This window comes from Nocardiopsis halotolerans DSM 44410 (assembly GCF_000341065.1).
GTDB lineage: Bacteria > Actinomycetota > Actinomycetes > Streptosporangiales > Streptosporangiaceae > Nocardiopsis > Nocardiopsis halotolerans.
The window spans coordinates 1-20019 of sequence record NZ_ANAX01000212.1; the positions used below are offsets into that span (position 1 = coordinate 1).

The following is a 20019-nucleotide window of genomic DNA, read 5'->3' on the forward strand; positions in this document are numbered from 1 at the left end:
GATTCGCGGCGGCTGGAACCACTACGACCACCGGAGTCCGTGCCGAACACGGAGGCCCAGCCGCTGTCCCCCGTGCCGGTGTAACCACCACTGGGGCGGGGCGGAATGGAACCGGAGTCACCTCCGCCACTGCCGGAGAGGCTCGGTGCCTGGTCGGCGTTGCGGGCGGAACCGGTAGACCGTGCGCCGCCGCTACCACCAGACGGCGTGCTCCTGGTGACGTTGAGGGGCGGAGCGGCGTTGTCGCGCACCCTGCCGTATCCGGCGACGCCGCGTGCCCGTGCTCCGTCCGCGCGAACCGGTCCGCCATCGGCCGGGGCATCGTCGCTGGCTCCGGTGTCGACACCACCGGTCGGGGTCGCTCCACCACCCGCAGGGACACCTGCGGCAACACCAGCGATCTGCGGTCCCCTCCGCAGGCCCCACGCCTGTGCCTTCAGGTTGGCGACCGGCGGCAGCACCGTCGCGCTCCTGCTGAGCGCCTGGCTCTGCGCGGCGTCGCTGACGATGCGAGAGGTGAAGGTATTCGCGTTGACCGAGGTGAACAGGTAGGCGAAGGGCTTGCGGTAGACGAACAGAGCCACGGTGAAGAGGGACAGCAGGATCATCTGCAAGCCCCACCCAAGACTGGTGGACATGACCAGGCCGTAGCACATCACCAGGAGGGAGATCAGGAGCACGATGAAGATCTGCTTGAGCAGGAAGCCGATCAACAGCTCAACCCAGCGCAGTAGAACCATGCGCCCGTAGCCTGGGTGAATACCGATGAGCAGGAATATAGGCGCCAGAAGGAAGAGAAGCAGGAATGCGATCTTCAATACAATGAGCGCCACAGACCCAGCGAGAATCAGGCCTCCGGCGAAGACCGAGGAAAAAAGAGCAAGAGTAGCCACACTCAGACGACTCCCCTGATCCTCCCCGGAAAAGAGCGGATAGACACTAGGGTAGTACTCCTGCACGTCAGCAGCGATTGCTTCGTATGCTTCTTGTTTCTGCGTAACGAGTTCATTCGCATCGATTTCTTCGTCAGCAATCTGCTGCTGCTCGATACGGCTGATTCCCTGAGCTGCGACGAGATCGACTCCATGAATGTGCGCAGCTGACTCAGCGACATCCCCGTTCCCGAACTGACCAGCTACCCAAGGCTGGCAGACCAGGCTCGACCACATCATGTCCGCGTTGCGCCTGACCTGGAAGTCAGCCTCGGACTCCCACTCCGCCCTCTCCGGTGGCTCAGCTCCAGATGGACACGTCCCCGACCCTCCCCCATAGGGAACCTGCCCGACGGCACTGGTCACCAACTGGCTGCCGGAGTTCACCAGACTGCTGGCCATACCCATGATCTGGGACGGGTTGACCAGGATCCAGAAACCCAGAGCCGTCGCCGCGACCATCCAGACGGCCGACTGAATCGTGAGCGTCATCCTCTTCCGAATGAGCCCGTACCAGCCCAGCCACAGAGCGCCGAGAATGACGACCGTGGGAATCAGCGGACGCCAGATACCCTCCCTCAGCGTGACGATGACGTTTTCGACGAGTTCGTTGAAACTGGCGAGAAGACCGTCGGAGGTGGCGGCCTGGTAGACCGTGATCGTGGACTGGTTGATGGTCTTGGACAGGTCCCAGGCGGTGTTGGCCAGGGTCGCCTGTGCCCCGTTGCTGATTCCGTCGACGCAGGACTCGGTGATCATGTGCCACTGCATGCCAGCCGTTCCGTACTGGCCGTACATGCTGGCGTCCGGCGGCAACCCGTCCGGGGATCCCTCGATGGAGGACTGCGACTGCGGGGGCACGAGCAGGCCGTCGGCACCGCTCCCCGCCGACTCCGGCAGAGGCGCGGGTTCCCCCGGGCACAGCGGGTTCGCCTGAGCACCGGTGAGCGGCAGCACGATGAACCCGGTCAGCAACAGGAACGTCATCAGGAGGCGTCGCCATCCCCGCCGTCGGACGTGCTGATGCGTCATCTGCTGGCTCCTGCGTCGTGGTTCGGCCGAGGGCGATGTTCGCAGACACCGGGCCCCACGAACGCTCCCGCGCACACGTGCCTACCGCACGCGGGTGCGCACGACCGCGAGGCCCCCATGTCTGTACCCCATCCTCTATGGTGCGCCATCACCCGGTGAGGAGATGAGTGCAACGCGACGGGTTTTCCGCTTCTCGTCGCCGACATGCTCACACCAGGGGGGACAAAGGCGACTCGCACCCCTATTTATGCAGGTAGTAGGCGCGAACGGCCCTCCGAAACACCCAAAAACCGCAAGGCCACAATTTCCTACCCACCTCGCCACTATGAGGGGCGTCACACTCAGTTTCACCGCCAAAAGTGGACACCAGGTCACAAATCAGGCTGACACCCGGTGTCAGCGTCGCCTTCGGTTGGATCCCCAGTTCGCATTGACGCAGGACCGAAACCTGACATAGGTCCACGGTCGCGCCGCGCCCCTCACCACCCGCCCCAGCCGTCCCTTCCGGCCCGGACGGCGCCCCGTCCCCGGAGGTGCCCATGGCCGGTTGCGGTCAGAACCCGGGAACCTCCGAGAACCTCACACCACGTGCCCCCGCCTCTGTGAGGACGCCCGTGAGCAGCACCCCCGCGTCACCGTCCGGTCCCGACCCCGACCCCACCGACGACTCCGCGCCCGACCCGACTCCCGGTTCCACCAGCACTCCCGAGCCCGCCCTCAGCCCGGGTGCCGTGCAGGTGATGGCCATGGCCACCGTCCTGTGCCCGTTGCTGATGGCCGTGGCCTTGCGGTTCCTGGATTTCTCCACCCTTCTCAGCGCGGATTCCACGAACCCGGTGCTCATACTCCACATCAGCGCGATCGCCACCGCACTGATCGGCGTCATGCATCTCCTGGTCCTACTCCTCCTGCGCCACCTGGGCGTTCCCCGGCCCTGGGAGTTCTCCACGATCCTGAGCACGGCGTTCGTCCTGGGCTTCGTCCAGCTACAGACGGCCAGGTTTCTGCCTCCCCTGGTGTCCCAGCCCTTCCCGGCCCCCTGCCTACTACCGTCCCTGTTCGGGGCCCTCGGGTGGGCGCTCACCCGGCACCGCCGCGGACTCAGGCTTCCGCTCGCGCTCGTCCTGGTCGTCGCGACGGCGTTGGGGCTCGTGGGTTTGTCATGGAGAGCGGCCGAGCACGCACGCGAGCAGAGGCGGGAGGAGCTTCTGTCGGACGTCGCCGGACACCCCCTCCCGATCGTCGTGCTGGACTCGCCCGGCTGGGAGCCGTCGAGCATGAGGCTCGACGTCGACCCTCCCGAGGTCAGCATCGGCTACGTGCTCGTCGACCCCTCACCCGAGCTCGACGGGGCCGGCCTCGCACTGCACAGCGAGGTTCTGCGGGAGGAGATGAGGTGGACGCTCCGCGAGGAGTGCGATCCGAGAGGCGGCACCTGGGACTGCGTGGAACGCGGGAACGCCGTCATCGCCACCGACCGGGGTGGGTACGGGGCTCAGGCGCAGGTGCGTATGGAGGTCGCCCACGGGATCATCGCCAGGCTCACGGTGTACCTGCCCGACGACTACTACGAGGAGAATCCGAACACGGCGTTCCCCGAGATCGACCTGGCGGAACTGTCCGAGCACATCCGACTGGCGGAGCCGGGGAAGGCCGAGGAGATCGCCGTCGCGGTGACGGACTGATCGGTGGGAACGCGGCGGAAGCGGGGCCGGGGGGCGACCCCCGCCCTCCTTCACCTGGAACCCGGGAACGCCCGGGGGCGTCACACCGAGGTGATCCCCGTCCCTCTGACCTCGTGAAGGACCCGTGAGTAACTCCCCCAAGTCTTCCTCCGGTGCCCGCCGTCGCCGTCCGAGCAGGGCCGACCGCGCCCTCAGGAGCATGCTCAAGTTCGCCGTCACGCACTCGCTCGTACTGGGCGTACTCCTGGCGGTCGCGGGGCTGTGGCTCGGCCCTGTCCGCCTCCCCCGCGACCTGGTCATCATCGCGGTGGTCGCCGGGGTGGTCCTCATCGCGGTCGGCATGGGACACGGGCAGGTCCGGGACGCCACCCGGCGGCTCAAGGGCGTTCCGCGCTCCTGGGAGTTCCCCGCGATGCTGACGGCATCGGTGCTGCTGACCAGCGTCCAGGCGTTCATGGTGCTCTTCCTGGACTTCGGGCCCGCCCTCCCCCTGTTCCTCCTGCCCCTCGTCTGCCTCCTGACGTCCCTGCTCGGCCTCACCGTCCTGGCCTCGCTTCGGAACCGCCACCGGCTCGCGGTCGCGCTCGCACCGGCCGTCGCGGTGTCCCTGCTGCTCAGCGGCGTGTGGTGGGTGATGGCCGAGCAGGAGCGCGAGAGGAGGCGGGAGGGGATCGTCCGGGCCTTCGACGAGCCTCCCGTCCCGATCGCCGTACTGGACGCGCCCGGCTGGAAGCCGTCGGACGTGTGGATCGACGGCGGTCTCCCCGCGACCGCGGTCGACTACGTTCCCGTCGACTCCTCCTTCGAACCCGACGGGTTCGGCCTCACGTTGCGCGTCGAACCCGCCGTACCGGAGGAGGAGACGGGTTGGGCTCCGCTGTACAAGGGGTGTCTCACGGAGGGCGGAACCGCGGAGTGCGAGGTACGCGGGGACGGAGGCGTCGTCGTCGCCACCAGCGCGTCGGGGGACGTGATCAGTTCGCTCCAGGCGCGCGTGGAGGTCGCCGACGGGATGATCGCCACTCTCACGACGAACATGCCGGACGACGCCCGGGACGATCCCTTCGTCGAGTTCCCCGACATCGACATGGCGGCGCTGGCCGAGCACGTCCGCACGGCCGGACCCGAGGACGCCGAGGAGGTCGCCGCGGCGGTGACGGACTGAACCACCCGGAGGACACGGGAGGCGCGGCCGGGGACGTCCCCCCGCCCTCCTTCGCGTGGAACCCGGGAACGCCCGGGGGCGTCACACCGAGGTGATCCCCGTCCCCTGATCCCGTGAAGGCCCCGTGAGCACCGCTCCCCCGACCCCACCCACTCCGCCCGGCTCCGCGTCCGTGCCCGATCCCCCGCCCGCGCTCGGCCCGGGCGCCCTCTCGACGGTGGCCGTCTCCGCCATCGTGCACCCGCTCGTGGTGGGTACGGTCCTGCTGGTCTGCGTGTTCTTCGGTGGCCTCGGCTCGTACTACGGCGACTCGGGTTCCGCCGCCCTGTTCGGAACGGTCGCCCTGCTCGTGACCGGTGGAGCGCACCTCCTGGTCATGTCCGTCCTGAGGCGCCTGGACGCTCCCCACCCCGGGGAGTTCCCCACGGTCCTGAGCGCGGCGGTCCTCCTGGCCAGCGCCCAGGCGTTCGTGGCGTTGGCCATGAACGTCCAGATCCTCTGGTTCCTGCCGCTCACCTGCCTGTTGCTGTCCCTGTTCGGGGCGACCGGATGGGGGTTGGCCCGGAGCCGCCGCGTCAGGCGCAGAGTCCCCGTCGCCCTCGCCGCGATCCTCGCGGCGGCCCTGCTGCTCACGGGCGGGTCCTGGGTGTCGGCGGAGCGGGAGGACCAGGAGGAGCGGGAGGAGCTCATGCGGGGGCTGGCCGGGTTCCCCTTCCCGGTCGCCGTGTTGGACTCTCCCGACTGGGAGCCGTCGAACATGGGGTTCGTCGACGGTGAGGTGCAGGAGGAGAGCCTCTCCATCGTCTACGCGCCCGTCGATCCCTCCCCCGAACTCGACGGGTTCACCCTGAAGCTGCGCGTGGAGTCCCTCGCGTCGACGGCGGGGGCGGGCTGGCCCCGCCGGTACGAACTGTGCGGGTCCGAGGGCGGGCCGTGGGCGTGCGAGGAACACGGGGACGCCGTCATCGCCGTCTCCTCTGACGACGGGGAGACCGAGTTCGTGGAGGCACGCCTGGAGATCGCCGACGGGGTCGCCGCCTACCTCATGACGAGCATGCCGAACGACCACCAGGGCGCTCCGACCATCGCGTTCCCCGACATCGACATGGCGGAACTGTCCGAACACGTCCGACTGGCGGAGGCGGGAGAAGTCGAGGAGATCATCGTGGCGGTGACGGAGTGAGTCACGGGAACGCCGTGAAAACGAGGCCGCGAAAATGGCGCGGAGCCCTTTCGCCGGCCCCGCCGACCATCCACCACGACACCATCACGTTTCCCACCCCCGGCGTCACCGGCCGTGTTCGCCGCACCCCGACACGCCCGTGCCGTAGCCGCTTCCGCGTCGATGGCCGTGATCGGCCTCCCTCCCGAAGTGAACTGTCCGAATGCCGGGGGAGAATGGTGGAAAGAACACGGACGAGTGTCACAAAGTGCCGTGCCCTGTCCTTTCTCGGATAGATTGTCCTGCACATCGTCATCCCCCCCTTCCCGTCTTCCCCACCCCCAGAAGGGACGCGCGCCTATGTCCACCCCCGGTCGCTCCTCCGTCGGCCGCTACGAGCTGCGGGAGAGGCTCGGAGCAGGCGGGATGGGCACGGTGTGGCGCGCCTGGGACCCCTCCCTCCAGCGCGACGTGGCCATCAAGGAGGTCCTCCTCCCCCAGGGCATGGACCCCGAGGCCCGCGCCGAGGCGCACGCCCGCACGCTGCGCGAGGCCCAGGCGACCGCGAGGATCAGCAACACGGCGGTGGTGACCGTCCACGACGTCCTCGAACACGACGACAGCCCGTGGATCGTGATGGAGCTGCTCAGCGGCGCGTCGCTCCAGAGCCACCTGGACGAGCACGGACCGATGCCGGTGGAACGGGTCGAGGAGGCCGCGAGGTCGCTTCTCAGCGGCCTGAAGGCCGCCCACGCGGCCGGGGTCACCCACCGCGACATCAAGCCCGCCAACGTCATGCTCACCGACGACGACCGGACGGTGCTGACCGACTTCGGGATCGCGAACGTCGACGGCGGCGCCGCCCTCACCCAGACCGGCGTGTACATCGGATCGCCCGAGTACATGGCGCCGGAGCGGTTCGAGGGCAAACGCGCGCTGCCCGCGTCGGACCTGTGGAGCCTGGGCGTCACCCTGTACGCGCTGCTGGAGGGACGTTCGCCCTTCAAGCGGGAGAGCATCACGGGGATCATCACCGCGGTGCTGACCTCGCCGATGCCGCCGCGGCTGTCGTTGGACGACGGCCCGCACAGCCCCGGCAGCGGACCGATGCGGGCGCTGATCGGTGCGCTCCTGAACCGGGACGCGGAGGCGCGGCCCGACCCCGACGAGGCACTCGCCCTCCTGGAGCGGGAGAAGAGGGCTCAGGGGCGGGGCGGCGACGCCGGAACCGGTCCGCGGGACGCGCACGGGACGGGACCGCGGAACGCGGTCGGCCACTCCCCGGCCGACCCGTCGGACGGGGGGTGGCCGACGTCCCACGGGACGGGGCCGCGTGCGCCCGAGCCGACGCCGAACGCACCCTGGCACGGGGGGCCGGGTGATCTGGGCGGGCCGAACCACCCGCCCCTGCCGCCCCACCAGTCGGGCCCGAACGGCCCGATGGCCCCGGGTGTTCCCAGCACCGGTCCGAACCGGCCCGTGAACCCCGTGCCGCACAACCCCGCCGCGGTCCCCGGTCCCGTCCCGGGCCCCGTTCCCGGCGCCTACCGGCCGACGGGACCCCAGGCCGTGCCGCAGCACGGGGTCTCCGGGCAGGCGACCGGCCGCTTCTCCCCCACAGGGGGACAGCCGACGAGTCGTGCCCCGCTGCCCGGTCCGCAGGCCGGACCTCCCGGCCCGCCCGCCCCTCCCGGCCCGCAGGTGCGGCAGGGGCATCAGGGCCCGTTCCCCGGTCCCGTCGGCGCGCCGGTCAGCGGCGGCCAGGGTTCGTGGGGCCCCGCCAAGCCCGGCAGGCCCACCATGTCCGCGCCCTGGTCGGTGATCACGTCGACCGTGCTGCTGGGGCTCAACGCGGGCTACATGCTGGTGCTGGCGGTCCTGTTCACGGTGGAGGTGGCCGGTGGGACCGCCGAGGTGGGCTGGGGTTCGGTGACCTTGCAGTACCTGTGGGGGCTCGTGTCGGCCGCCGCGGCGGTCGGGGTGATGACGCGGTCGCGCATCGTCTACGGCGCCGTGGTGCTCTTGCAGCTCGTGGTGTCGGTGCTGCTGGTGTTCACCCTGTTCAGTGTCGTGGTCTACGCCCCCGACTACCTGCTGTTCTACGGGCTGATGCTGGTGTTCAACCTGGTGGTCGTCGGACTGCTGCTGGTCCCGCCGAGGTCGCGGGCCTACTTCGGGTTCGGCGCGGGCGTGCGCTGAACGCCGCCGGACCGCGCGGCGCCGCGGGCCCCGGTTCCCTCACCAGCGGACGACCCGCAGACCGCCCAGGTCCGCCAGGGCGACACGGCCCTCGTCGGCCAGGACGCGCACCATCTCCTCGGCCTCGGCCAGGGTGACGTGGCGGCCCCGCGACACGCCCTCGGCGACCGAGGGGCTCTCCATCCACAGCCGGGGCCCGTGCTCCCACAGCATCTGGATGACCTCGTCGCCCGGCGCCCTGAACGCCGCGAACGTTCCGTTGTTGGGGGTGAGCTGGTAGACGAGGTGCCGGGCTTCGGCCGTCTCCATGGCGCAGGGGTAGTCCAGGGACTCGAAACCCTGCTCGGCGAAGTCCGCGTAGTGGACGTCCAGCAGCCCGGTTCCGGCGGAGCGGGCCTCCTCCTCGGGCCAGACGCCGCCCACCACCCAGCGGCTGAGGGGTTCCTCGACGTGTTCGCGGGGCAGCGCGGGCTTGCCCTCGACGCGCAGGAGGTCGAAGTCGCGTTCGACGACGATGGTGCGGCCCAGGCCGATGCTCAGGACGGCGGTGCAGACGGCGGGCAGCCAGGGCAGGACCATCCGGGAGAGCTCCCGGACGCTCACACTGCCCTGGTAGCGGGTCATCCACTCGGGGAGTTCGAAGAAGCCGGGGTGCCTGAAGGCGGCGTGGACCATGGGTTCGCCGTCCGCGGCGGGGCCGGGGACGGCCGCCCCGCGGCCGAGGCGGCGGCGCTTCCAGTCCATGCGGACGCGGAGGTCACCGTCGGGGTCGCCGTCCCAGTCGACGGTGAGCCCGTGGGCGCGCAGGGCCTCGGCGACCTCCTCGCCGACGGCCGCGAGGCGGATCGGGTGGCTGGCGCCGAAGCGGACGGTCAGCGTGCCCTCCGCGAAGGCCCGGGCGGCGTCCCGGCGGTGGTAGAACGCGTATCCGCGCACCGGAGCGTCGGGGGACCCCGGGGAGTTGCGGAGCAGGAGTTCGTTGTCCAGCTCGTCCCTGGCGCAGGGTTCGCAGCAGAAGAACTCCTCACGGGCCATGATGCCCGACTCGTCCAGGGCGCGGAAGGCACGGGTGAGGCGGTCGCCGTCGATGCGGGAGGGCCACCGGCGCTGGCGGTGGGCGTGGTCGGTCAGGGCCTGTTCCAGGTCACCGTGGATCTGGGAGAGGGCCTCGCGGGTCCGCGGATCGTCGGGGTCGCCGCCGCCCAGCGCGTCGAGCACGTCCTGTCGGGCGCGTTGGAGGATCTCCACGTACCCGGTACGGCCCGAGGCGACCCGCACCGCCATCTTCTCCCTGGCCACGGTGAGGGGGTGGGCGCTCTCCCAGACTTCGCTCATGCGCCCAATGTGTCAGACCCCGGAGTCCTTTGGGGACCGATCGCCCGAGTCCTCGCTGTCCGCATCCGGTCAACTACGGATTCCGCACGCGGGTTCCTCCCCCCACGGAGGGAGGGTGCGGGGCCGGTCGCGGTGGGCCCCGGCCGCGGCTCAGGGACCGGTGCCCGCGGGGGAGGGGGCGTCGTCCGTGGCCAGGCGGCTGCCGAGCAGGAGCGCGTGTTCGACGTGCTCGTCGCGGATCCGCCGGGCGAGCGCGGCGGTGGCGGCGAGCTCGGAGACGTCCGCGGAGCGGATGCCGAGGAAGTCCGCCGAGGCCAGGTGGTCGGTGTACTCCGCGGTCGAGTCCACCGCCTCCTGGCACTGCTCCCACTCCCGGTGGGCGGCCACGGCCCGCTCGACCAGGCGGCCGTACTCGGTGATCTGGTCGACCCGGGCGCGCACGGCCTCCTCGACGGCGTGCAGGTGTTCGCGCTGGGGCTTGAGCGCCTCCCTGACGCGCGGGGAGGCCGCGCGCTGCCAGCGGCGCAGGTGGGCGCGGCGCAGTTCGCGCTGCCGGGCCAGGACCGAGGCGATGCGCCACTCCTGGTCGCGCAGGACGGTCAGCGCCCGGTCGGTGTCCAGGGCCTCGGCTCCGAGGTCGACGCGGGCCTCGCTCACCAGGTCGATCGTGTGCTGGACCCGGGCCAGGAGGGCGTGGTCGGCCTCGCTGAGGTCCTCGGGCAGGATGACGTGTTCGCGTTCGTGTTCGCCGTCGGACCGCCGCACCCGGGCGGTGAGGGTGTCGGCGGTGACCAGGGCGACGAGGATCCCGAACACGGTCCACGGCAGGCCCGGGGAGGGGTCCTGGGCCACGATGTCCACCAGCCAGGCCGGGGCGGCGGCCAGCACGCCAGCACCGGCCGCGAGGCCCGCGAGCCGCGTGGCGGGGGGGGTGNNCCGTCGGCAGGCCAGGGCCGCGACGTAGGCGACCAGGCTGATACCGGCGACCACCATGGCCAGGTACCAGCCCGCGGTGAGCAGGGCCAGGGCCGTGGTGAGTCCGACGCCGAACACCTGGACGGCACCCTCGCGCAGCCGTGTCCTGCGGGTGGGTGTCTCCTCGGCGTCCCGCCCGGGTGGGGGCGGCTCGGGGGCCCGCGCCTTCCGGAGGGCGTCCTCGTGCCACGACCGTGGCAGGGCGGGATCGATGACGGGTCGCGGCCGGATGACGTCCTCACTCATGGGCGGTCCCTCGTGAGTGGTGGGGTCGGTCGGGGGTGCGGGGACGGGGAAGGAAGTCGGGGCACTCGGGGAGAAACCCGACAGGATAGGAGGATGCCCACCCTGGAGCGCCCCGAATCAGGCGCCCCACACACCTTTGCCGGGGGTTGTTCGCGTGCCCCCGGCCCCTCCGCCGCGACCTGGGTGTTCGGCGGAAGGCGCGGACCTCTCGTGTCACGCCCGTTCCGCTTTCGGCCAGCCCGTTGGGCCGTCCCGCTCAGACCGGTTCGTCGCTCCCGGCGGCGGACACCAGATCCGTGGCCTTCTCCTCGCCGGGACGCTGGCGGGTGGGGTTGGTGTCCAGCCAGCGCAGCAGGTTCTCCGAGACCAGGTCGACGCCGATCCGCCCGACCCTGCCGTCCAGGTCTCGGAACAGGCACTCGCCGTTGCCCAGGTTGCGCAGGACGGCGAGGTGGTCCTCGTTGGCCTCCACGCCCATCAGGGACATGACGCTCTCCACCTCGAAGCGTTCGCTGGAGCGGAACGCGAACACCGAGGACAGGCAGTTGGTGACCTGCTCGTTGAGGAGGTCACCGGCGTTCTGGGAGACGAGGATGAGCGCGGTGTTGCGGGAGCGGCCCATGCGCGAGACCTCGGGGACGAGCTTGGCGCCCTCGGGCGTGGAGGTGACCGCCCAGGCCTCGTCCAGGAAGATCGCCTTGGGCAGGTGCCGGTCGAGGCCGTTCATGAGGCGGCGGGCGAACTGGGACACCAGGTAGAGCAGGGCGACGGACAGACGCTGCTCGTAGGAGTAGTCGTCGCGGCCCACGCCGGAGTCGGGCAGGGTGAGCCCGCCCAGGGTGAACACGGTGGTCCAGCCCTCGGTGTCGATGCGGGCGTCGCCCTGGGGGTCGAAGCACAGGCTGGCCAGCCGCATCTCGGACATGGACTGGAGGACCGCGCCCAGGTTGCGCGAGGCCGCCCCGGGCGAGGAGACGAGGTGGTCCACGACCTTGGCCAGGGAGGGCTGGGGCTGGTTGGCGACGGCGGCCACGGCCTGGATCATGGCGGACTCGCGCTCCTCGCTCATGCGGGGCAGGAGCAGGCGCAAAGTCTCGGTGGCCATGGTCTTCTTGGCGGGCAGGTCGTCACCGAAGGCGAAGGGGTCGAGCAGGCCGGGCTGGGCCGAGCCGAGGGACATCATGCGCGCCTTGCGGCCGCGGTTCCTGAGCAGTTCGACGAGGGACTCGGCGTCGCCCTTGGGGTCGATGGCGGCCACGGTGACCCCGCGCAGGGCGAGCTGGTAGATCATCAGGAGCGCGAGGGTGGTCTTGCCGCCGCCGGGTTCCCCGGTGATGGCGATGGCGGTGGGCCTGTTGCGCGCCGCGGCGACCATGGGGTCGAAGTGGACGATGGAGCGGGCGCGGCCGAGGGTCTCGCCGACGTAGGGCCCCACCCAGCCGCCGCCGGAGTGGTCGACGCGGTCGCCGACGTCGACGGTGGCGGTGGGCATGCCGCCCGCGATGGTGCGCAGCGGCTGGCGCTGGGCGTAGGCGTTGAGGCGGATGCGGTCGCCGGGCAGGGATTCGTTGAACAGCGAGAACTGGTCGCCGGTGGAGTTGATGACGTCGATGCCGATGTCGCGGTAGTGCTCCACGACCGCCTCGACCTGCTGCACGAGGAGGCGCTCGGTGGGCGCGGACACCATGAGGCGGTGCCAGCCGTAGACGAACGGCAGGCGTTCCTTGGTGATGCCGTGCTCCAGCATGCGGGCGGCGTCGATCTGCTCGGCGAGCGCGATGGGCGCCTCCACCCCGGCCTCGCGGATGTGGGCGTCCATGTCGCGGGCGTGGGCGAGCTTGCGGCCGACGTCCTTGGAGGCCTTGGCGGGCGGGATGAGCTTCATTCTGAGGGACATCTCGACCGGGAACGGGAGCGCGTCGGCGTGGTGCATCCAGGGTTCGCCGTCCGGGAAGGGCATGAGGTCCGGGAAGCGAGCGAAGGACAGGAACGCGACGTGGGTGGATCCGGCGGGCTGTTCGAGCCGGAGCGAGGAGCGGCCGTTGTGCACGACGCCGTCCACGAGCGCCTCGATCTCGCCGCGGCCCCAGGTGCGCCGCCCGGTGGCCGAGGGCAGGACCTCCTCGGCGGTGCCGCTGACGGCGTGCCGGATGAGCCAGGCGATCTCGTCGGAGGTGGCGTGGCGTGCGTGCAGGGAGCTGGCGGCCAGGGCGCGGCCGAGCCGTTCGGCCTGGTCGGTCCAGCGGGCGATCTCCTTGTCGTCCACGGCGTCGTCGTTGACTCCGAGGACCTGCTCGGTGCGCTGGTAGACGCCGAACAGCTGGGAGAACAGGCCGAGTCCGGCGCCGGGGTTGCGCTGGCCGAGGCGAACGCCGAGGTAGACCTCCTTGGTCCAGAAGTCCTTGGCCCACACGTGCCGGTACATCTCGTCGAGGTAGTCGTACCAGCCGGGACCGGCGTCGGATGTGGCGTCGAGCCGGGTGGCCCAGTCGGCGGCCGGGTAGGTGCGGTGGGCGACGCGCAGGTGGACCTCGGCGTCGTTCATGCGGATGGCGGCGAGGGCGATGGTGACGTTGGTGGCGAGCGCCTGGCGCTCCTCGGGGGTGGTGAACTCGTAGGAGACCGTGGGCAGGCGGAAGTAGGCCCAGGCCTCGCTGTCGCTGAACAGCACACGGTCGTCGAAGTAGCGAACCGCGAGGCGGGTCGCGCCCCGGGTCCCCCTGGTGCCGGTCATCTTTTCGCCCTTCTGGTCGCGTCGCGTGGCGTGGGCTCCGTCGGGCATAACCGGGCCCGCCGCCTTCGCCCCCTTCATAGTGGAGTATCGCCCGGGATCGGGAGAAGCGGACGGGGTTGCGGCGCGCCAGAACCTCACGCCGGAACCCCGGAGCGGGGTGACCGGACCGCCGCGGGCCTCAGCGGGAGGTTCAGCAGGCGGTGTCGATGGTGTCCTGGATGGCGGACTTCTCCGACGGGGTGACCGTGAGGTCGTACAGGTACTTGACGTTGGTCCACGCCTTGACGTAGTCGCAGTGGATGGCGGTGTTGTCCGGCATCCACTCGGAGGGGTCGCTGTCGCCCTTGGAGCTGTTGCTGCCGACGGTCACCGCCCACAGCTGGGGCGAGTCCACGTCGTTGGCGAAGTCGGCTCGCTCGCCGGTCGTCCAGTCGGAGGCGCCGGTCTTCCAGGCCTCGCTGAGCGGAACCATGTGGTCGACGCTGATCTGGGAGACGTCACCGTCCCACCACACGTCGTCGAAGGTGCTGTACCACCGGCCCGAGGTGGGCTGGCAGTCGGAGTCGGTCACCACGTCGTGGCCGTCGCGGACCAGCACGTGCTGGCGTGCGGTGCAGGGGCTGTCGACGACGTTCCAGTGCGGGAAGAGGCTTCGGTCGTAGCCGGTCTGGGGCCCCTTGGCCCGAACGGTGAGGGAGTCGAGCTGGCTCCGGGCCTCCGAGGCGCTGGGGATGCCCGGGGGCAGGACGTGGTCGGCGGCGGCCGGTGCCGCCCAGCCCGGTACGAGGGCGAGGACGGCCACGGCGGTCGCCGCCAGGGCGCGCGCGAGCGCGCGGGGGTACGGGGACACGTTTTCTCCTTTTGAGCGGGCGGAGGAAACCACGGACCCCACTACTGTGCGATGACCGAGCTTTTCACGCCAGCCCTTCGCGGAGAATTCCGGCCGGATCGGGGTGAAGTTCCGGGGCCGCGGACGCCGGAACTTATGAACCAAACTCTGCACCATATTCGTGTGAGCTACCACACAGCAAAAGTGCAATGCGTGACGAATGATTGCGGGGACGGAGCCTGCAACTGGACGACCTGCGATGATGCACCCGCCGATCAGTGCTCGACCACACCGGGTGACGCCATGCAGGTGAACGGTCGGATTCACCCGCAAAGGGAAAGGCGGAACAGGAAAAAGGAAATCCACCCCCACAAATTTTCCCCCATATAGTATAGCTGTCATACCCAGAACAAAGACCCCTAAACACCACCCCAAGAAGGGCGTGAATGAGGGATGCCTAGCCTTTGTTAAGTTCACGTGTCGGCAGGAAAAACCGTCGACCTCAGAGAGGATGAGACCCCGCCAGGGGATCGGCCATGACTCTGCAGATGGATCTTCCGGCATCGACCAAGGACGACTACCCGACCCGCAAGACCTCCGAGCCCGCGCTGCTGTACCGCAAGGACCCCACCGTCTGGGGTTCCGGGGACGGCCCCTTCTCCTCCGACGAGCTCAAGGGCTACGACAGTCGGGGCTACACGCAGATCGAGTCGTTCGTCACCGACGAGGAAGTCAGGACCTACAGCGCCGAACTGAAGCGGCTCGGCTCCGACAGCGAGCTGCGCAAGGACGAGCGCGTGATCGTCGAGCCCACCTCCGACGAGGTGCGTTCGGTGTTCGAGGTGCACAAGATCAGCAAGGTCTTCGCCGACCTGGTGAACGACCCGCGCCTGGTGGAGCGCGCCCGCCAGATCCTCGGTTCGGACGTGTACGTGCACCAGAGCCGCGTCAACTACAAGCCGGGCTTCGGCGGCGGCTCGTTCTACTGGCACTCCGACTTCGAGACGTGGCACGCCGAGGACGGCATGCCCAGGATGCGGGCGTGCAGCTTCTCCATCGCCCTGACCGACAACTTCGCGCACAACGGCGCGCTGATGATCATGCCGGGATCGCACAAGACCTTCGTCTCGTGCGTGGGTGAGACCCCGGAGGACAACTACCGGTCCTCGCTGAAGAGCCAGCACGTGGGCACGCCCGACAAGAACTCCCTGTCGTACCTGGCCGACCAGCACGGCATCGACGTGCTCACCGGTTCGGCGGGCGGCGTGACCGTGTTCGACTCCAACTGCATGCACGGCTCCGGCGGCAACATCACGCCGTACCCGCGGTCGAACGTCTTCATCGTGTTCAACAGCGTCGAGAACGCCTGTGAGAAGCCCTTCAGCGCCCCCGCCGCGCGTCCGGGCTTCCTCGCCTCGCACGACACCACGCCCGTCGGCCGCTGACGCACCACCGCCTTGAGCCCCCGTGTGGGGCGGGTCCGCGGACCCGCCCCACACGGGGGCTCGCCTCTGTCGGGGCCCCGCGGCCGTCCTCAGCGGCGCTGGAGAAGGTGGTCCCTGGCCCCGCCGGTTCCGCTGGCCGTGCCCGGCACCGAGCACGGCCGTGGAGGGGCCCCGAGAGCGGAACGTCCTCGCCGGAGCGGGGCGGCCCCGGCGAGGACGTCACTGGGCGAGCGAGTTGACCAGCACCCCGCCGAGGGCGCCGTGGGCACGTTTGGTGGCCGAACGCAGGGCACCCACGTCGATCCTGGTGTAGGACGAGCCCAGGTGGTCGTCCCAGGGGATGCGGACGATGGCGCGGCAGCGTCCGCGCGCCACCCGCTCGGCGGCGTCCACGTCCTGGAGGCTGCGCTTGCTGACCCCGTTGACCACGAGTACGGACCTCGCGCGCAGAGCGCCGTAACCGTTGCCGTCCAGCCAGTCGAAGGTCATGGAGACCGCGCGCTCGGCGTCGGCATTGGCCGGGGCCACCAACACCAGCCCGTCGGCGACCGGCAGGGCGCGCGCCACGCCCGTGGCCGCCGGGTCCAGCAGGGTGATGCCGTAGAAGCCGCCGAGCAGCGACGCCAGCTGGCCGTAGTCGCGGTCGTCGAGAGTCTGCACGTAGGGGTCGTCCAGGGTCTGCACGACCTCCAGGCCGGTCGAGGTGCGGCTGGTGTAACCGCTCATGCCGGAGTAGTCCTGGATCGCCTCGGCGTTGGCGAGCAGGCCGGTGAGGGTCTCAGGGGTCTGGGCGCCGACCCGGCGGGAGAGTCCGTTGGGTCCGGGGTTGACGTCGACGGCGACGACGAGGTCGTCGCGGTGCGCGGCCAGGGTGTGGCCGATCATCAGCGCGGTGACGGTCTGCCCGGCACCGCCGGTGCAGCCCAGCACGACGAGGCCGCGCGGCCCGTCCAGGGGGGTGCGCAGCCGCTCGATGTCACTGGCGGGCAGGTCCGAGCGGACGGGGGCGGCGCCACCGGTGACCACCCTGGCCAGGCGGCGCCAGCCCCGGGTGCCGCCGGAGTCGCCGGCGGGTTCCTCGGACCGTCGTCGGGGGTCCTCGGGCCGTTGGGCGGGGACGCCGTTGGGGGTGTCGCCCAGGCGCTCCTGTTCGCCGGTGCCGTGGTCGAGCTCCAGGGCGGGCCTGGACTCGCGGGCGGGCGGCTCGGGCTCCTCCCCGGGTGCGGGCTGCCCGAAGAGCTGTCCGAGCCTGCGCGCGTTCTGCGCGACCCGGTGGAAGACGCCGTCGTGCGGGTCGCCGGCGTCCTGGGAGCCCTCACCGGAGCCGGAGGCCCCGCTCCCGTGGGCGCCGTCCGGAGACTCCCCGGTGCGCGCGGGTGCGTCCGTCCGCCCCTCGGCGCGTTCGGCGTCCCCGGTTCGTTCGGGGTTCCCGGTGCGCTCGGTGTCCTCGGTACGTGCCGAGGCCCGCTCCCTCTCGAGGGCGCCCGCCATGCTGGGGTTGGCCCTCGGGTCTCGGACGGCACCGGTACGTCCTTCTCCAGCGGAACCCCGTTCCGTCCGCCGGGAGGTGGACGGTTCCGGCTCCTCCGGGGCACCCGCGCCCCGGCCGTCGGCGGTACCGGTGGCGCGCATGTTCCACCGGGCGCGGGGGGAGGCGTCGTCGCGGTTCTTCCCGGAGGCACCCGGACGCGGGGCCTCGGCGGCCGGCTGACCCCCGTCGGAGGTCCCGCTGGCACCGGAAGCCGGTGAGGCGTCGCGGCGCGCTGACTCACGGCGGCGCGCCAGGGCGGCCTCCTCGGCCTTCTCCAGGTCGGAGACGGTACGCCGCCGGACCGGTTCGGTGACGGAGTCCGCGCGGACGTTGACGTCTCCGCGGCCGGGATCGTCCCGGACCTCCGCGAAGCTGACGAGTTCGCCGGTTCCGTGGTCGAGCTGGGTGGGCGGCTTGGGCCCGTCGGTCGGGGCCGGCGCGGCCTGACCGTCCCCCCGGTCCTCCTCACCGGTTCCCGAGGTGTCCTCCTCGGCGGAGGGGGCGGCGTTCTCCTCGCGCAGTTCGCTGGCGGGGATGACGGGGTTGCCCCGGTCACCGACCCTGGGCTGGTCCGGGTGGCGCTTCCTGCCGTCCTCGAACCACTGCGCGGGGTCCCCGACCGCGCCGCCGCGCTCCTTCGAGGACACGGCGTCGGCGAACCTGGGACGTGGCGGCGCGGGGGTGTCCGCGGTGATGAGGTGCTGTTCGAGCACGGACATGTGCTCGTTCCACTCGGGACCGCGGTCCTCGGGTTCCTCATGCGGCCTGCGGGGCATGGCGTCCTGCTCGCCGGTGCCGTGGTCGAGCTCCGGGGCGGGCCTGGCCGCGGAATCCTCGCGGGCCGCGGCTGCGGGCGCGTCGGCGTCCGCGCCGGCGGCGAGGCTGCGGTGGGGAACGGTCTCCTCCTCGGAGGGCCGCTCCCGGCTCTCGCGGGCGTCCACGTCGTCGGAGGCGCCCGTGGCCCGTCCCGGCGGGGCGGTGTCCGTGCGGGCGGCGGTGGAGCGCCGGGGGGCGACCGAGGGACGGCCCTCCGCCTTCGCGGAGGCCGTGTCACGGGGCTCGTCGGCGCTCCGCCCGCTGTCGGACGTGTCGGTGTCCTCCGCGGACGGGGACGCCTGCGCCGACGGCTTCCGCGAGGTGTCGGCGGTGTTCGCGGTGTTCGCGGTGTCCGCGCCACGCGCGGGCACCCGGGGTTCGCTGACCGGCTCCTCGTGTGCTTCCGGGTCCGCGCGGCCCGGAACCGCGTTGGCGGCGGCCTCTCCCATGCCCATGGAGGCTTCGCGACCGTCGGCCGGTTCCTCGCCTACCCCCGCGTCCGTCCGCTCCCGAACGGTGTCGGCGGCGTCTCCGGTGTCCGTGGTGGCCTCGCGCTGGTAGGCCGGTTCCTCACGTGTTCCGGTGTCGGCGCCGCCCGGAGCGGCGTCGGCGGAGGTGTCCGCACCCGCACCGGGCTCCTCCTCCGGCGCGGCGGAGGAGGGCGGCAGCCAGGGCACGGCCCCCGCCTCGGCGGCGGGGCGGGCCGGGGNGCCGGTGGCCGCCGCGTAACGGGCCGCGTAGTCCGACAGGTCGGCGTAGCCCTCGGCGGGCTCCGTCCTCCCCTCCCCCAGCTCCCACGGGGCGGCGTGCGGGCGTCCCCTGCGCCGGGGCCGCTCCGGAGCCTCACCGGTGTCGGGAAGCCCCTGGCCGCGGGCGCGTACGGTGCGCGGTTCCTTGGGGCCGCGCTCACGTACCCGCTCGGCACGGCGCTCCTCCAGGTCCTTGGCGACCCTGAGGCCCTGCGTACGTCCGCGCAGGCGCCGGGCGGCGGGCGTCTCCTCCTCGGTGGCGGGGACGTGCGCGGCCTCCCCCGTACCGCGCTCCCGGGCGGCGCGCCGGGCGTCCACCGCGTCGTTCAGTTCGTCCCTGCTCATGGCGGCGGTGTCGCCGACGCCGTAGGCGCTCTTGGAGGACAGACCCACCGGGGTCTCGCCGGAGGAGGCGCGCAGGCGGGCGAACCACGCGTCGCTGTCGCGCTGCTCCTCCCCCTCGCTCTCGTAGACCCGTTCCGCCGTGAAGTCCTCGTCGAAGTCCTCCTGCCCCTCCCGAGCCCCACGCGCCTCCTGGGCGGCGCGCTCCCGGGCGTCCTCGGTGTCCGCCTCGGAAGGGTGGGATCCCTCCGAGGACTCGTGTGACCCGGGGCCGAGGGCGAAACCGAAGTAGTTGAGCACGCGGCGGCCGACTCCGCGCCGGGACCCTCCGGGCGTCCCGGGGGCCCCTCCGGAGGCCTCGACCGCGGAGGGCTCGTCCTCCCGGGCCTCCGGGGCACGGCGTTCCCCGGGTTCGGGGCGTGCGGCGACGGCCACGGGTGCCCGTTCCGGACTGGCCGGGGCCTCCTCCGCCGGAGACACCTTCTCCGGGGTCCCGGCGCGGCCCCGGGCGGGGGCGGCCTCCGTCCTCGCGGGAGCCTCCGTCCTCGCGGGGGAGTGCCTCTCGGCCCCGTGCGCGTCCCGGGAGCGCAGACGCGGGGCCGCGGCCGGAACCCTCGCCGACGCGGCCGGGACCGCCCTCTCCGGTTCGACCGGCGTGTACGGGGCCTCGTCCTCGGCGTCGGTCACCGGCGCGCGGTCGCCGGGCCCGCTCACACCGCGCAGCGGCGGGGCGTCGGCCCGGGACGGGCGGACGGCGGCGTCCCGCTCCGGGGCGACCCCGGTTTCGGACACCTGGTGCTCGGTCGTCTCGTGCTCGTCCACCCGCTGTTCGGACGGCCGCC

The 20019-nt window shown here is 71.5% G+C and carries 11 protein-coding genes (1 of these 11 only partly in view); 5 read left to right on the forward strand and 6 right to left on the reverse strand.

Annotated features, from left to right (window positions below; translation table 11 throughout):
* Positions 1-1919: type IV secretion system protein (locus D455_RS30710; protein ID WP_017571794.1), on the reverse strand; the 1919-nt coding region annotated here is incomplete at its 3' end.
* Positions 1920-2578: 659 nt separating this feature from the next.
* On the opposite strand from D455_RS30710, the gene D455_RS32260 reads away from it, so the two are divergent.
* The 4 genes from D455_RS32260 to D455_RS32265 all read left to right on the forward strand — a co-directional run bounded on the left by D455_RS32260 (position 2579) and on the right by D455_RS32265 (position 8175).
* Positions 2579-3649: a hypothetical protein gene (locus tag D455_RS32260; protein WP_017571795.1), complete on the forward strand. Its 1071-nt coding sequence runs from the start codon at positions 2579-2581 to the stop codon at positions 3647-3649.
* 124 nt (positions 3650-3773) lie between these two features.
* Positions 3774-4814, forward strand: coding sequence for a hypothetical protein (locus tag D455_RS34215; RefSeq protein WP_160167852.1), 1041 nt, complete (start codon positions 3774-3776; stop codon positions 4812-4814).
* A gap of 124 nt (positions 4815-4938) precedes the next feature.
* Positions 4939-5997 carry a hypothetical protein gene (locus D455_RS30720; protein ID WP_017571797.1) on the forward strand — a complete coding sequence of 353 codons (1059 nt, stop codon included), beginning with the start codon at positions 4939-4941 and terminating at the stop codon, positions 5995-5997.
* A 339-nt stretch (positions 5998-6336) separates the two neighbouring features.
* Positions 6337-8175 (forward strand): serine/threonine-protein kinase, encoded by a 1839-nt coding sequence (locus D455_RS32265; protein ID WP_051064647.1) that lies wholly within the window; start codon positions 6337-6339, stop codon positions 8173-8175.
* Between the two features lie 39 nt (positions 8176-8214).
* Here D455_RS32265 and D455_RS0116375 read toward each other — a convergent pair whose 3' ends face one another.
* The 4 genes from D455_RS0116375 to D455_RS0116390 all read right to left on the reverse strand — a co-directional run bounded on the left by D455_RS0116375 (position 8215) and on the right by D455_RS0116390 (position 14315).
* Complete coding sequence (locus tag D455_RS0116375; protein WP_017571798.1) at positions 8215-9510, reverse strand: DUF6891 domain-containing protein; 1296 nt, start codon at positions 9508-9510, stop codon at positions 8215-8217.
* 150 nt (positions 9511-9660) lie between these two features.
* Positions 9661-10731: a hypothetical protein gene (locus tag D455_RS0116380; RefSeq protein WP_017571799.1), complete on the reverse strand. Its 1071-nt coding sequence runs from the start codon at positions 10729-10731 to the stop codon at positions 9661-9663.
* Positions 10732-10987: 256 nt separating this feature from the next.
* Entirely contained in the window at positions 10988-13465 is a 2478-nt protein-coding gene (locus tag D455_RS0116385; protein WP_026122688.1) for an ATP-binding protein, read from the reverse strand.
* A gap of 190 nt (positions 13466-13655) precedes the next feature.
* Positions 13656-14315, reverse strand: coding sequence for an HNH endonuclease family protein (locus D455_RS0116390; RefSeq protein WP_017571801.1), 660 nt, complete (start codon positions 14313-14315; stop codon positions 13656-13658).
* 515 nt (positions 14316-14830) lie between these two features.
* Between D455_RS0116390 and thpD the strand changes: the two genes are divergently transcribed.
* A complete protein-coding gene (gene thpD, locus D455_RS0116395) occupies positions 14831-15739 on the forward strand; it encodes an ectoine hydroxylase (RefSeq protein WP_017571802.1) in 909 nt (302 codons plus the stop codon).
* A gap of 3253 nt (positions 15740-18992) precedes the next feature.
* Here the strand turns inward: thpD and D455_RS36265 are convergent.
* Positions 18993-20019, reverse strand: partial view of a conjugal transfer protein gene (locus D455_RS36265; RefSeq protein ID WP_086003354.1) — the 3' portion only. 404 nt of this gene lie beyond the right edge of the window; only the last 1027 of its 1431 coding nucleotides appear in the window; its start codon lies off the right edge, out of view; it ends in the stop codon at positions 18993-18995.

What these genes read in the sequence shown, in the direction of transcription:
- thpD (WP_017571802.1), top strand. Translation starts at nt 14,831, where the DNA reads ATGACTCTGCAGATGGATCTTCCGGCATCGACCAAGGACGACTACCCG.
- D455_RS0116375 (WP_017571798.1), bottom strand. Translation starts at nt 9,510, where the DNA reads ATGAGCGAAGTCTGGGAGAGCGCCCACCCCCTCACCGTGGCCAGGGAG.
- D455_RS32265 (WP_051064647.1), top strand. Translation starts at nt 6,337, where the DNA reads ATGTCCACCCCCGGTCGCTCCTCCGTCGGCCGCTACGAGCTGCGGGAG.
- D455_RS0116385 (WP_026122688.1), bottom strand. Translation starts at nt 13,465, where the DNA reads ATGACCGGCACCAGGGGGACCCGGGGCGCGACCCGCCTCGCGGTTCGC.